General features: G+C 36.4%; 16 protein-coding genes. 5 read left to right on the top strand and 11 right to left on the bottom strand.

Going from position 1 to position 13,099, the window contains the following annotated elements:
• Positions 1-7 precede the first annotated feature (7 nt).
• The 10 genes from ACF3OC_RS00080 to dnaN all read right to left on the bottom strand — a co-directional run bounded on the left by ACF3OC_RS00080 (position 8) and on the right by dnaN (position 6,666).
• The gene (locus ACF3OC_RS00080; RefSeq protein ID WP_141202154.1) at positions 8-271 is read right to left on the bottom strand and encodes a hypothetical protein; all 264 of its coding nucleotides are present in this window, start codon (positions 269-271) and stop codon (positions 8-10) included.
• A 2-nt stretch (positions 272-273) separates the two neighbouring features.
• Positions 274-1,050 (bottom strand): 5'/3'-nucleotidase SurE, encoded by a 777-nt coding sequence (gene surE, locus ACF3OC_RS00075; protein ID WP_094281194.1) that lies wholly within the window; start codon positions 1,048-1,050, stop codon positions 274-276.
• 73 nt (positions 1,051-1,123) lie between these two features.
• Positions 1,124-1,312, bottom strand: coding sequence for a CsbD family protein (locus ACF3OC_RS00070; protein ID WP_094258658.1), 189 nt, complete (start codon positions 1,310-1,312; stop codon positions 1,124-1,126).
• A gap of 108 nt (positions 1,313-1,420) precedes the next feature.
• Complete coding sequence (nadD, locus tag ACF3OC_RS00065; RefSeq protein ID WP_094258659.1) at positions 1,421-2,008, bottom strand: nicotinate (nicotinamide) nucleotide adenylyltransferase; 588 nt, start codon at positions 2,006-2,008, stop codon at positions 1,421-1,423.
• Between the two features lie 2 nt (positions 2,009-2,010).
• Entirely contained in the window at positions 2,011-2,580 is a 570-nt protein-coding gene (gmk, locus tag ACF3OC_RS00060; protein ID WP_094281192.1) for a guanylate kinase, read from the bottom strand.
• Between the two features lies 1 nt (position 2,581).
• Positions 2,582-3,454 (bottom strand): YicC/YloC family endoribonuclease, encoded by an 873-nt coding sequence (locus ACF3OC_RS00055; protein WP_094258661.1) that lies wholly within the window; start codon positions 3,452-3,454, stop codon positions 2,582-2,584.
• 38 nt (positions 3,455-3,492) lie between these two features.
• On the bottom strand, positions 3,493-4,062 hold the full coding sequence (locus ACF3OC_RS00050; protein WP_094281190.1) for a CAP domain-containing protein: 570 nt from the start codon (positions 4,060-4,062) through the stop codon (positions 3,493-3,495).
• 58 nt (positions 4,063-4,120) lie between these two features.
• On the bottom strand, positions 4,121-4,771 hold the full coding sequence (locus ACF3OC_RS00045) for a DedA family protein (protein ID WP_094281188.1): 651 nt from the start codon (positions 4,769-4,771) through the stop codon (positions 4,121-4,123).
• Between the two features lie 104 nt (positions 4,772-4,875).
• Entirely contained in the window at positions 4,876-5,532 is a 657-nt protein-coding gene (locus ACF3OC_RS00040; RefSeq protein WP_094258664.1) for a DedA family protein, read from the bottom strand.
• Between the two features lie 12 nt (positions 5,533-5,544).
• Positions 5,545-6,666 (bottom strand): DNA polymerase III subunit beta, encoded by a 1,122-nt coding sequence (gene dnaN, locus ACF3OC_RS00035; protein WP_094281186.1) that lies wholly within the window; start codon positions 6,664-6,666, stop codon positions 5,545-5,547.
• A gap of 130 nt (positions 6,667-6,796) precedes the next feature.
• Between dnaN and ACF3OC_RS00030 the strand changes: the two genes are divergently transcribed.
• The 5 genes from ACF3OC_RS00030 (at position 6,797) to ACF3OC_RS00010 (ending at position 11,509) form a co-directional block, all read left to right on the top strand.
• Entirely contained in the window at positions 6,797-7,939 is a 1,143-nt protein-coding gene (locus ACF3OC_RS00030; protein ID WP_094281184.1) for a hypothetical protein, read from the top strand.
• Between the two features lie 100 nt (positions 7,940-8,039).
• Entirely contained in the window at positions 8,040-9,323 is a 1,284-nt protein-coding gene (locus ACF3OC_RS00025) for a regulatory iron-sulfur-containing complex subunit RicT (protein WP_094281182.1), read from the top strand.
• Positions 9,324-9,334: 11 nt separating this feature from the next.
• The gene (locus tag ACF3OC_RS00020; protein ID WP_094281180.1) at positions 9,335-9,793 is read left to right on the top strand and encodes a gliding motility lipoprotein GldH; all 459 of its coding nucleotides are present in this window, start codon (positions 9,335-9,337) and stop codon (positions 9,791-9,793) included.
• A complete protein-coding gene (gene lpxK, locus ACF3OC_RS00015; RefSeq protein WP_094281178.1) occupies positions 9,793-10,821 on the top strand; it encodes a tetraacyldisaccharide 4'-kinase in 1,029 nt (342 codons plus the stop codon). The genes ACF3OC_RS00020 and lpxK overlap by 1 nt, the downstream gene beginning before the upstream one ends.
• Positions 10,822-11,137: 316 nt before the next feature.
• On the top strand, positions 11,138-11,509 hold the full coding sequence (locus ACF3OC_RS00010; RefSeq protein ID WP_094258670.1) for a hypothetical protein: 372 nt from the start codon (positions 11,138-11,140) through the stop codon (positions 11,507-11,509).
• Positions 11,510-11,671: 162 nt separating this feature from the next.
• Here the strand turns inward: ACF3OC_RS00010 and dnaA are convergent, their stop codons facing one another.
• Positions 11,672-13,099 carry a chromosomal replication initiator protein DnaA gene (gene dnaA, locus ACF3OC_RS00005; protein WP_392470605.1) on the bottom strand — a complete coding sequence of 476 codons (1,428 nt, stop codon included), beginning with the start codon at positions 13,097-13,099 and terminating at the stop codon, positions 11,672-11,674.

Genomic DNA, 13,099 nt, shown 5'->3' with positions numbered 1-13,099 from the left:
CCTACTATTAAAAAATATTGATGTTCTTCGTTAATACCAAAGCCATCATCCCTAAAAATGTCGCCAATACCAAGCCGTTCCCAATCTGATCCTTCTCTTTCTTGTAACTAATCCAACAACCCACAAGGTTGATGGCTGCTGCAATTACATATAAGCCTGTTGGCTTATCCGGAAATAATTGTGCTTGAACTTGGGTATATCGCATCAACAAAAATGCTATTAGTGGACATATCAGCCCCAGTATTACCCCAAAAAGAAAATTGTTCTTCATCTTTACTTATCAAATGACCATGAATTTAATTCCGGAATTACATGGTGTGCTGTCATGTCAAATTGAGTCGGAACGATAGAAACAAAACCATTTAATATCGCATACGCATCTGTATCCTCGCCTCGATCTTGTAAATCAAATTTTCCAGTCATCCAAAAATACTCTCTATTATAAGGGTCTAATCGCTCATCAAACTCCTCAAACCACTTCGCATTTGCCTGACGACAAATTTTAATACCCTTGATCTCTACACTCTTGTTTGGAAAATTAACATTCAACAAAGAGTTTTTAGGAAGACCATTGATCAAAACCTGTTCTGCAATTGTTTTTACCCAAGATCTCGTATGAGAAAAGTCCGCATTATGAGAAAAATCATCTAAAGAATAGCCAATGGAAGGAATCCCTTCAATCGCTCCCTCTACCGCCGCAGACATCGTCCCTGAATACAAAACATTAATGGAATAATTCAACCCATGATTGATGCCTGAAACACATAAATCTGGTTTCTTACCCTTAAAAATTTTGTTTACTGCCAATTTTACACAATCCACCGGAGTACCTGAACACTTATACATCTCAACCCCCGGATACAAATCAATCTTATCCAAACGAAGCGGTTTTCCAATCGTAATGGCATGACCCATTCCCGATTGAGGACTGTCTGGTGCCACCACAACGACATCTCCAATTTCTTGCATTACCTCTAATAGCACTTTAATTCCTGGCGCTGTAATACCATCATCGTTTACAACCAAAATTGTGGGTCTCTTCTTTGTCATAATGCTAAGTTAGTAATAATCAAAAAAAGAAAGTCGACCTCCCGATCGACTTTCTCCTTTATTCTTATAATTATTAGCCTAGTTTATTCAACCAGTCAATTACTTCTTCTCTTGTCTTTCCAAGCTTTTGCTGTAATTTACCTAACAACTCATCATCTTTTCCCTCTTCATAAGCTAAATCATCATCCGTCCATTCAGCGTATTGTTGCTTGATTTTACCCTTTAACTCGTTCCATTTTCCTTTTAAATCTAGTTTATCCATTTCTTTTTTCCTCCTATTATTAATTTGATATATAGCATAAACAGGAGCTGTCAAAAATGGTTTGTTAAAAATATTTAAAATTTTAATTAAGTAAATGTGAATGGTCTTTTACGCAGAATAAAGGCCTTTTTTATCAATAAAATCAACTACCGCATCCGGTGTATAAAACTTTATCGAACGACCTTCTTTGATGGCATTCCTTAAAAAAGTAGAAGACAACTCCATAACAGGGGTATCAGTCATGCTAATGGATGGATGGTTCTTTAAATCCTCAGGGGCTTCGTATCCTGGTCTTGGATAAACCACTATCTTATAATCTCGAAGTAGGATCTCCGCATTCTTCCATTTAGAAAGTCCTTGCAGATTATCTTCTCCCATAATAAGGATAAACTCCTTGCTGGGATATTTCTCTGCTAAATGAACAAGGGTATCGATGGTGTAGGAGGGTTGTGGCAAATTGAACTCAATGTCGCTAGCTCTTAATTTTTCAGCCCCATCAATGGCTAAATTGACCATTTCCAGGCGATCATACATGTTCCCAAGGCTTTTTTTCTCCTTAAATGGATTCTGTGGGGACACGACAAACCAAACCTCGTCCAGTGAAGTATAGTTGGCCATATAATTGGCAATAATCAAGTGACCAATATGCACAGGATTAAAGGAACCAAAGAATAATCCAACTTTACTTTTTGACATATTTAGGAATTAATAAAATCTAAAACTAATTTCTCTGCTTCGGCACAAGCGGTTTCCAAATCGTTGTTTTGAAGGATAACATCAAACTTATCAGCAAAACTCAATTCGTGCTCTGCTTTCGCAAAACGCTCTTTTAGCTTCTCTTCCGAGTCAGTACCTCTCCCGGTTAACCTTTCTTTTAATACATCCAATGAAGGTGGGTTTACAAATATCGCTAAGGCTTGCTCTGGAAATTTTGATTTCAAACGCAATCCACCAACCACATCAATATCAAAAATCACATGCTTACCTTCGCTCCAGATACGCTCAACTTCAGATCTTAAAGTCCCATAAAAAGTCCCTGAATAAACTTCTTCAAATTCAATGAATTCATGTTTAGCAACCTTGTGTAAGAAGTTTTCCTTGCTGATAAAGTAATAGTCAACTCCATCAACTTCGGCTCCTCGCGGCTGACGCGTACTCGCGGAAATGGAAAAAGCAATCTTATCTCCATGCTTTTCTAATAGCCTTCTAACGATAGTCGTTTTTCCCGCCCCGGATGGAGCAGAAAAGATAATTAGTTTCCCACTCATCCTATAATACGTTTAATAGTTGTTCTTTGACTTTCTCCAATTCATCCTTCATCTTCACAACGATTTGTTGAATTTGAGCGTTGTTGGCCTTAGAACCCAATGTGTTGATCTCGCGACCCATTTCTTGAGAAATAAAACCTAATTTCTTCCCGTTGGAATCCTGGCTGTTCAAGGCCTCTACAAAATAATTGCAATGCGAACGTAAGCGAACCTTCTCCTCGGTAATATCAAGTTTCTCAATATAAAAAACCAATTCCTGCTCGAAACGATTCATATCTACATTTTCCTTACCTACAGCCTCTTCCATATATTGATTGATCCTTTCGCGAATCAATGGAATACGACTGCCTTCTACTGCTTCAACCTCGGTTAAATAGGATAAAATCAAAGCTACACGATGTTCTAGGTCTTGTTTCAATACCTTTCCTTCATCAACCCTGAAATTATTGAATTGTTTAACTGCCGCAAAGAAAGAATTCATTAAGACTTTTCCCTCTTCCTCATCAATCTCGTCATCATGGCTGATCACTTCAGGCATATTTAAGGCTTGTTCAAATAGATTTGCCTTTGTATCCCCTAATTGAAAGGCGATGTCTTGTAATTGCTTATAATATTCTTTTAATAAATCGGCGTTGATATTTGCAGCTTTTGCCGTTTGATCAACATACTCAGTTGTGATATTTATATTAACCTTACCGCGTTCGATTAGCTTACTACATTCCCCACGTAATGCTAATTCCTTATCTGAAACCGCTTTTGGCAAACGAAGATTCAATTCTAAAAACTTAGAATTTAAGGACTTGATTTCTACGGTATACTTAACTTTGCCGTTCTCGGCAGTACCCATACCATAACCTGTCATCGATTTTATCATATGCAAAGGTATAAAACTTCAAGAAAAGAAAAACTGATTTACCAATCATGTTTGGCAATAATCACGCATAAATAGGTTTTATAACGACTTCCTCTTTTAACTCGCGCAAACCCGATGCCTATATCTTCCAAGGAACCATTCCACTCATCCAGCCCCAATACATGTTTCCGGTGCATAAATCCAGGCGAACCGCGACCGATAATAAAAGCTTTAATCCCGTCAACCGCTGTTTCATGGTTCGCTCCAATAGACTCAAAATTATTCGTGTTTCGCTTTTTAAGCCAATCCGCATTTAAATAATATCCAGCACGATTAATATGGTAATTCGGCCCATATCCGTCAGGGTCTGTATGATCAAAATAATTCCGCTTTGCCATATCCTTCACCCTCTCTTCTGCAACCTTGGCAAGCTGTTCATTCCAAACTAATTTCTGCTGTTTGACATTTCTCAAATTCTTAACTCGGATTTCTCGACCATATTTTTTGGGGTTCATCCGAAAATCATTCAGATAGTTGAAGGCCTTTTTAGCTTCGCGTCGGTCGATTTTGATGTTCTGGGCTAGAATAGGTTGTGCCCAAATGATAAAAGCAAATAATAAATATCTCATAGCTCCTTTAAGGTAAATGACTTCAGATTATGAGCATCGTTTAAAAGTAAAACTCAATTTAAGCAACTTTTTTTCTCGTCTTTTCCTTAATAACCTCAATAATAGGGGGTAACAATGAAATCCCAATTATAGCCAAAACAACTATGGAAAAGTTGTTTTTGACAAATGGAATCTGTCCAAAGAAATATCCGCCCAATAAAAATAGACTTACCCAAAGAACTCCTCCTACAATATTGTATAAGCCAAATTTGGAATAAGGCATCTTTACGACTCCGGCAACAAATGGAGCAAATGTTCTTACTATGGGAACAAAACGAGCATATATGATCGTTTTTAACCCGTATTTATTATAAAAACCCTGCGTCTTCTCTAAATACGACAGCTTGAAAATCTTCGATTCCTTCGTGAACACTCTTTGCCCAAAATGTTTGCCGATTTCATAATTCACAAAATCTCCAATAATGGCTGCCGCTATCAGCAAACCAAGCATAATAATTAAGCTTAAATTTGTTTCCGGTTTAGCAATCAATGCCCCCATCGCAAAGAGAACCGAATCTCCTGGGAGAAAAGGCGTAACAACAAGCCCTGTTTCAGCAAAGATGATCAGAAATAAAATGAGATAGGTCCAGGTCTGATATTCTTGAGTGATATCGATTAAATGCTTATCGATATGTAAGATAAAGTCAATTAAGGTTGATATTAATTCCATGTTTTCAAATTCAACTCTCAACTACAAGAATTACACCAAGCTAATTCTTGATCAGGAATATGTTTTTATTTCAACAAAATTTAGAGCACAAAAAAAAAGGAAGCTTATTCAGCTTCCTTCTTTTTACCGTATTTTTCTTTGATTACCTCAATAATTGGAGGCAGTATTGACAAAATAATTATGGCGAATACCACTAGGGTAAAATTATCCTTGATAATTGGTAATCCTCCAAAGAAATAACCAATAAATAAAAAGGATGTAACCCATAGAATCGCGCCGATAACATTATAAGAAGCAAATTTCCCATATGACATCGAGCCTACGCCCGCTACAAATGGAGCAAATGTTCTTACAATAGGAACAAAACGCGCATAAATAATGGTTTTACCACCATATTTCTCGTAAAACTTCTCCGTTTTGTCCAAATATTCTTTCTTTAGAAATTTATATTTCCCTGAAAATGCTTTAGGCCCCAGATATTTTCCAACGTGGTAATTAACCATATCACCTAGGATACCTGCTACCATTAATAATCCCCACATCACAAAGACATTTAAGTCCGTTTCAGGTTTAGCAATGATTGCTCCTGTAGCAAATAGCAAGGAGTCTCCTGGAAGGAAAGGCGTAACGACAAGTCCAGTCTCAGCAAAAATGATCAGAAATAGAATCAAATAAGTCCATGTCTGATAATTATTGACTATCTCAACCAAATGATCATCAATATGGAGGATAAAGTCAATTAGGGAATAAATTAAATCCAAAGTTTTGAGCTATTAAATATTGTTTAACATCACAGGCATTACCAACATTAAGATATCTTCATGATCCTCTTTAATCGCTGGAACTAATAATCCAGCACGATTAGGAGTACTCATTTCCAAGACAACTTCTTCGCAACTTAGATTATTAAGCATTTCCACTAAAAACTTAGCATTGAAACCGATTTCCATGTCCTCACCTTCAAATTGACAACTCAATCGCTCGTGAGCTTCATTAGAAAAATCTAAGTCTTCAGCAGAAATATGTAATTCACTTCCCGAAATCTTTAACCTTACTTGATGCGTCGTCTTGTTTGCAAAAATCACTACGCGACGTAATGTATTTAAAAACAATGAACGATCAACTGTTAATTTATTTGGGTTTAAACGAGGAATTACAGCTTCATAATCCGGATAACGTTCATCAATTAATCGACAAATCAAGTTAATCGTTCCGAATTGGAAGAATGCATTCGTATTATTATACTCAATTGAAACATTCACATCATCTGAGGGTAGTGATGATTTCAATAAAGTTAGTGCTTTCTTAGGTAGAATGATGGATGTCGGCTTATCGGCAGTTACATCCGTACGACGATAGCGAACCAATTTATGCGCATCTGTAGCAACAAATGTGGTAGATTGCTCGGCCAACTGAACAAAAACGCCAGACATCGCCGGGCGTAATTCATCATTACTCACTGCAAAAATGGTCTTATTGATGGCTTCCAATAAAATTGCTGCCGAGATATTTACCGTAGAGGTATTTTCTACAACTGGGATTTTAGGGAAATCATCCGCATTTTCTCCGCTCAGTTTATATTTTCCGTCTCCCGCAGAGATCTCAATCGCTAAGGTCTTCGTATCTACAGAAAATGCTACCGGCTGATCTGGAAGAGTTTTTAAAGTCTCAATCAAGATTTTTGACGGCATTGCCACGCGGCCTTCCTCCTTCGCTTCAATCTGTAAAGTCGTAACCATACTGGTCTGCAAATCCGTAGCGGAAATCGTCAGAAGGTTGTCCTTAATTTCAAATAGAAAGTTTTCTAGGATTGGTAGCACCGTGCTGGAGCTAGAGGCGCCACTAATAGCTTGTAATTGTTTAAGTAATATAGATGTAGATACAATAAATCTCATTTCTTTTAGCTAATAGATTTTATTGCAATAATACAGAAAAGAATCTAATTTTTTGCAATTCAAATTCTAGTTCGCACACATAAACATTAAAAAGCACTGCATTAAAATTTGTACATTTGTAAGATTAGGTATGCAATTTAAAAAAATCGTAGGCCATCAGGCCATCAAGCAGCATCTTGTTTCAACGGTAAAGGAAAACCGTGTCAGTCACGCTCAACTATTCTTAGGACCAGAAGGTTCCGGAAGTTTAGCTTTGGCTGTCGCTTACGCCCAATTTATCAATTGCGAGAACAAACTTGAAAACGATAGCTGTGGACACTGTCCTTCCTGCCTAAAATATGAAAAATTAATACACCCCGACCTCCATTTTTCCTACCCTTTCTTCGCAAAAAAAGCCGATGAAACCGCAAGCACCTATATGGAAGATTGGCGAAAAGCCTTTCTCGAAAACCCATACCTCAGCTTGAGCCATTGGAGAAATCAATTGGATGCGGAAAATAAACAAGCGAATATCAATATCGCTGAAGCGCATGATATAATTAAAAAACTAAGCTTAAAAGCTTTTGAAGCTGAATATAAAGTGTTAATCATGTGGCTTCCGGAATACTTGGACACCCAAGGAAATGCCCTCTTGAAGCTGATAGAAGAACCTTCAGAAAAAACTTTGTTCCTTTTAGTGGCAGAAAATCAAGACAAGATTTTAAATACCATTATCTCTAGAACTCAATTATTGAAAGTAAACAAGCTTTCCCATCAGGAAATAACTCAATTCCTTGTCAATGATAAAAATATTGATCCTAATCGTGCGAATGAAATTGCATTTATTGCCGATGGAAATATGCAATCTGCATTGGATCAAATGGACGAATCCTCAAATCAAAACTTTGACCTCCTTATTCGGTGGTTAAGGTGTGTCGTAACGGATGCTGGATTGAATATTATTCAAATCTGTGAGGAGGAAATCAGCAAATTGGGAAGGGAAAACCAAAAGTTATTCCTCCTTTATAGTATAAATGTATTAAGGCAAATTGTCCTATTAAACCAAGGTTTGGATCAATTAGTCTTTTTAAAAGATGCAGAATTAGATTTTGTGAAAAAATTCAGCGAATTTACCACGCTCGAAAAATTGCAAGCAGCAATTGAAATGCTCGAAAAAACACATTATTCTGTCGAAAGAAATGCAAATCCTAAAATATTATTTTTAGATTTATCTTTGCAGTTAGTTTTATTATTTAAATACAATACGTTCCAACAAGGAACTCAATATATATAATTTTAGAAATATGGGATGTGGCAGTTGCTCATCCGGGGGTGGTTGCGGAAGTAACACACTTGGCACTGTACCAGCAGGATGTAATAACAATGGTACGTGCATGACCAGCGGATGTAATAAATTAGATGTTTACGATTGGTTAGTCGATATGGACTTACCATCTAACTATAAACCTTTTGATATTGTGGAAGTTCGTTTTAAAGGCTCAAGAAAAGAGTTCTTTATTAATTCGGACAACATTTACCTGGAAATGGGAGAAATGGTCGTGGTAGAACCTAATACTGGGGGATACGATATTGGACACGTCTCTTTAACTGGTGAATTGGTTAGACTACAATTGAAAAAGAATAACGTTAAGCCTGAAGACGTTATCAAAAAAGTATACCGGAAGGCAACAGAAAATGATGTTGCTAAATATAATCTGGCGAAAGACTTGGAATGGGAAACCATGCACCGTGCTCGTAATTTAGCGTTGGAGCTTGGCTTATCCATGAAAATTTCTGATGTCGATTACCAAGGTGATAAAACCAAAGCTACTTTCTACTACACAGCAGAAGGTAGGGTAGATTTCCGGGAATTGATTAAAAGAATGGCGGAAGCTTTCCGAATCCGAATCGAAATGAGACAGATTGGAATGCGTCAAGAAGCAAGCCGCCTTGGTGGTATTGGGTCTTGTGGTCGTGAATTGTGCTGTTCAACCTGGTTAACCGACTTTAAAACGGTTTCTACCTCGGCAGCTCGATATCAAAACCTTTCTCTGAATACCCTCAAATTAGCAGGTCAATGTGGAAAATTAAAATGTTGTCTAAACTATGAATTAGACAGCTATATGGATGCCCTAAAGGATATTCCAAATAATATCGACCGTATTGAAACGCATTCTGGGGTTGCTTATCTTCAAAAAACAGATATCTTCAAAAAAACCATGTGGTTCTCTTATCCGCATGCCGAGTCTTGGATTCCTTTGTCTGTAGAACAAGTGAAAGAATTCGCTGAATTGAATTCTCAAGGCAAAAAACCACAGGAATTAATTGTTCCTGAAAAAGAGGAAGTAATCAATGTGGCAATTCCGGACTATGAAAACGTGGTTGGACAAGACAGTCTGACCCGCTTGGATGAACGCAATAAAAAGAAGAAAAAGCGTAAACCTAAAAAGAGTCCTGGAAAACCTGAAAACGGTCAAAAACCAACTCCTGAACAAGGTAGTCAAAAGCCAAAAGCTGAAAATAAACCGCAAAACAACGGTAATAACCAGCCTAGGCAAAAAGAAAATAATCCTAATTCGGAAACTGCAGAAGGTCAAAGAAATAAAAATAGAAGACCGCAGAATAAGAATAGAAGATTTAATAATAATAAAAATAAAGACAATAACTCTGAGGGTTAATTATTAATCCAATGCATAAATTACTATTTATAGCTATTGTTGTTTTTTTACTGACCTCCTGTCAGGAAGGGGCTTTCTATGAAAGAAATTCTGTTATCCCAGGTCAACTCTGGGATAACGGAAATAAACCCGAATTCCAAATTGATGTCCTAAATAAACAGGATAAATACAAGCTTTTCCTTAACCTCAGACATACCGCATATTATCCATATGCTAATTTTTCTTTCCTGATCAAATATTCTGGAAAATCCGCTCAAGATACCAGTGTCAGATATGAAATGAAACTTGCTGAAACTGATGGCCGTTGGCTTGGAAATACTGCCGGAAATCTATATGAGCAATCCAAATTGCTAATGGATGACTTTACCTTTCCGGATACTGGAAAATATGTGTTTTCAATTCAACAAAATATGCGTGAAAATCCATTAAGAGGAATAAATGATGTCGGTATTAAGCTAATTAAAAAGTAATGATACAGCTGTTAAGATGGTTATTATTTCCTTTTACCATCCTATATACCCTCATTATATGGATCAGGAACCTGCTGTATGATCTTAAAATATTCCCCTCCAAAACTTTTGATATCAAGACAATTGTTATTGGAAACCTCGCTGTAGGTGGTGCTGGTAAAAGCCCTTTAACACAAAAACTAATCGAGCATTTCAAAAAACAATACCAGGTCGCCACGCTAAGCCGTGGATATGGTAGAAAAACGAAAGGCTTTCGATTGGTTCAAATTGATGATAAAGTCGAAAATGTAGGTGATGAACCCCTTCAATTCAAAAAAAACTTCCCTGAAATTAATGTTGCCGTCGATGAAAATAGGGCAGAAGGCATTCAGATTTTAAGTAAGGAAAACAATCTTATCTTATTGGATGATGCATTCCAACACCGTAAAATCACAGCAACCTGTGCAATTCTGGTCTTTGAATACCAATCTATTTTAGAACCCATTATTTTATTGCCCACTGGACAATATCGGGACACCTTCAATCAAACCAAAAGGGCAGATATTATCTTAATCAGTAAATGTCCTGAACATATTCCCGATGAGAGTAAAGTAATCATTGAACAAAAAGTTCGACGCTATAATAAATCCGCGAAGATATATTATAGCCATATTATCTATAAGAACCTCGTTCCGCTGCTTGATAGGATAGAGGATCTTAATATTAGCCAAACAAAAATCCTTCTTATTACAGGGATTGCTAACCCTAAACCGTTAGTACAATATTTACATGCTGCTCAAGCATCTTTTGAGCATTTGAAATTTCCTGATCATCATCAATTCGATGAATTTGACTATAAGGTCATCAAAGCTCGGCACGAGAAACTAAATTCTGAAACGAATACTATTTTATTGACCACCGAAAAGGATGCGCAACGTATAGATCTACAGCCTTTATTAAATATTCCTATCTATTATATTCCTATTGATATCAAAATAGATCAGGAAGAAGACTTTTTCCAGAATATTCAATCTATTATTACTCCATAACACTTATTTTTTTATTGAATTACAACAATTGGTTTTAGACTCTTTCAACAGTCTTAGATCTTTATTTTGTCACAACCTTATTTTTTTTTCAATTCAACTCAAATAATCAGAATTTAACTAAAATCCTGCTTAAAAACTATTTAAAGGCACTGTTTTGTAAATAATAACACCTTCAGTTGAATTTATTATCTTGTTAAGAAATGTTAAAAAGTAACAAACATGATACAATCACACAATAAAAAATACAATTCCGATGTTATTTATTGTACAGAAACGGAGTAAATAATTAAATATTAAAAACAAAAAAATTAAAATCATGAAAAAGTTATTTTTAGCAGTATCCGCAGTATTATTTTCGTTAACTCTAACATTTGCACAGGAAGTAAACCCTGAAGAAAAAGCAAAAGCAACTGTAACCGAATGGACTCAACAGTTAAACTTGACAGATGATCAACAAGCACAGATTTATACTGTTGTATTAGAGCATAAAAAAGCAAAATTAGCCTTAAAGGCAGATACTACTGCTGCTGCAGATGCAAAAGCTACGCAATTTGAGGCATTGAACGCTGACTTAGATAAAAAAGTAAGCGATCTATTAACAGATGAACAAAAACCATTGTACGCGAAAATCGTTGAGGCTCGTGCAGCTAAAAAAGCTCAAATGCCTGAACCTAAAGAAGTACAATAATCTAACTAATATTCATGTTTCATAATAGAAAAGGGTTTGCAGATGCAAACCCTTTTCTCATTTTATCCCCATCGAACAATACAATTTCCCATATAAACAAAAAAAAGCTTGAGATCTTCTCTCAAGCTTTTGAATTTCTTTTCTTTACAATGTTTTTTTTCTTTAAGATGCCTTCAATTTCTTTTGGATGTCTTGCACATAAGTCTTGAATTTCTTATCCGTTTCGATAAGGTCTTCAACTGTTTGGCAAGCATAAATAACGGTTGAGTGGTCACGTCCACCAAAGAAATTTCCGATCGATTTCAACGATGATTTGGTATGATTCTTAGCCAAATACATTGAAATCTGTCTTGCTTGTACGATTTCACGTTTACGAACTTTCGATTTAACCATTTCAACTGGTACCTCAAAGTATTCACATACGAGTTTTTGGATGTACTCCATTGATATTTCCTTATGCGTATACTTAACAAAGTTCTTTAACATCGACTTCGCCAAGTTTAAATCAATCTCCCTCTTATTAAGAGTCGATTGCGCCAATAAGGAAACCATTGCTCCTTCTAATTCCCGGACACTGTTATCAATCTGATTTGCCACATATTCAACCACACTCTCAGGTAACTCAATACCATCTGAATACATCTTCTTCTTGAGGATCGCCATTCTGGTCTCTAAATCTGGAACCTGAATATCCGCTGATAAACCCCATTTAAAGCGACTCAATAACCTTTCCTCTAAACCTGAAAGATCCTTCGGCGCCTTATCCGATGTTAAGATAATTTGCTTACCTGTTTGGTGCAAGTGATTAAAAATGTGGAAGAAAATGTCCTGCGTCTTCTCTTTACCTGAGAAATTATGAACGTCATCCATAATAATAACATCCATCGCCTGGTAAAAATTGACGAAATCATTAATTGTGTTGTTCTTTAATGAATCAACAAATTGCTGACAGAACTTCTCACATGAAACATAAATTACCAATTTGTCTGGTAAATTACGCTTGATCTCATTTCCTATTGCTTGAGCTAAGTGGGTTTTACCTAAACCTACATCTCCATAAATCATCAATGGGTTGAAAGATGTTCCTCCTGGTTTATTCGCGACAGCATATCCAGCCGAACGTGCCAATCGGTTACATTCGCCTTCAATAAAATTGTCAAACGTATAGTTTTGATTTAATTGAGGATCAACTTGTAATTTCTTTAACCCAGGAATTACAAATGGATTCTTGATGTTCTTATTTAATGCAACAGGAACAGGAATTGATTGTTTCTTGCCCTCAGCACCATTCCCATTCGACGGAATGTTCGTAGTGTAAGGTGGGTTCGCAGAAGACTTCTCCACAACAATGTTGTACTCAAGTCTACCTTGTTCCCCCAAGAATTTTTTAACTGTTTTTCTGAGAATACCTACATAATGCTCTTCCAACCACTCATAGAAGAACAAGCTTGGTACTTGAATAGTTAAAACGTTTCCTTCTAGACGTACAGCTTTAACGGGCTCGAACCATGTCTTGAAACTTTGCGTGGGAATATTATCTTTTATTACTGCAAGACAACTTTCCCAAACACTTGTACACGTTTTTTCCAT

Origin of the sequence: Sphingobacterium cellulitidis, assembly GCF_043187465.1 — a bacterium.
Taxonomy (GTDB): Bacteria; Bacteroidota; Bacteroidia; order Sphingobacteriales; family Sphingobacteriaceae; genus Sphingobacterium; species Sphingobacterium cellulitidis.
This window is presented reverse-complemented; position numbering and strand designations above follow the sequence as displayed.

Bases quoted from the DNA above. Each gene is read 5' to 3' on its own strand.
- ACF3OC_RS00080 (WP_141202154.1), bottom strand. From the start codon at position 271: ATGAAGAACAATTTTCTTTTTGGGGTAATACTGGGGCTGATATGTCCA.
- surE (WP_094281194.1), bottom strand. From the start codon at position 1,050: ATGACAAAGAAGAGACCCACAATTTTGGTTGTAAACGATGATGGTATT.
- ACF3OC_RS00070 (WP_094258658.1), bottom strand. From the start codon at position 1,312: ATGGATAAACTAGATTTAAAAGGAAAATGGAACGAGTTAAAGGGTAAA.
- nadD (WP_094258659.1), bottom strand. From the start codon at position 2,008: ATGTCAAAAAGTAAAGTTGGATTATTCTTTGGTTCCTTTAATCCTGTG.
- gmk (WP_094281192.1), bottom strand. From the start codon at position 2,580: ATGAGTGGGAAACTAATTATCTTTTCTGCTCCATCCGGGGCGGGAAAA.
- ACF3OC_RS00055 (WP_094258661.1), bottom strand. From the start codon at position 3,454: ATGATAAAATCGATGACAGGTTATGGTATGGGTACTGCCGAGAACGGC.
- ACF3OC_RS00050 (WP_094281190.1), bottom strand. From the start codon at position 4,062: ATGAGATATTTATTATTTGCTTTTATCATTTGGGCACAACCTATTCTA.
- ACF3OC_RS00045 (WP_094281188.1), bottom strand. From the start codon at position 4,771: ATGGAATTAATATCAACCTTAATTGACTTTATCTTACATATCGATAAG.
- dnaN (WP_094281186.1), bottom strand. From the start codon at position 6,666: ATGAGATTTATTGTATCTACATCTATATTACTTAAACAATTACAAGCT.
- ACF3OC_RS00030 (WP_094281184.1), top strand. From the start codon at position 6,797: ATGCAATTTAAAAAAATCGTAGGCCATCAGGCCATCAAGCAGCATCTT.
- ACF3OC_RS00025 (WP_094281182.1), top strand. From the start codon at position 8,040: ATGACCAGCGGATGTAATAAATTAGATGTTTACGATTGGTTAGTCGAT.
- ACF3OC_RS00020 (WP_094281180.1), top strand. From the start codon at position 9,335: ATGCATAAATTACTATTTATAGCTATTGTTGTTTTTTTACTGACCTCC.
- lpxK (WP_094281178.1), top strand. From the start codon at position 9,793: ATGATACAGCTGTTAAGATGGTTATTATTTCCTTTTACCATCCTATAT.
- ACF3OC_RS00010 (WP_094258670.1), top strand. From the start codon at position 11,138: ATGAAAAAGTTATTTTTAGCAGTATCCGCAGTATTATTTTCGTTAACT.
- dnaA (WP_392470605.1), bottom strand. From the start codon at position 13,099: ATGGAAAAAACGTGTACAAGTGTTTGGGAAAGTTGTCTTGCAGTAATA.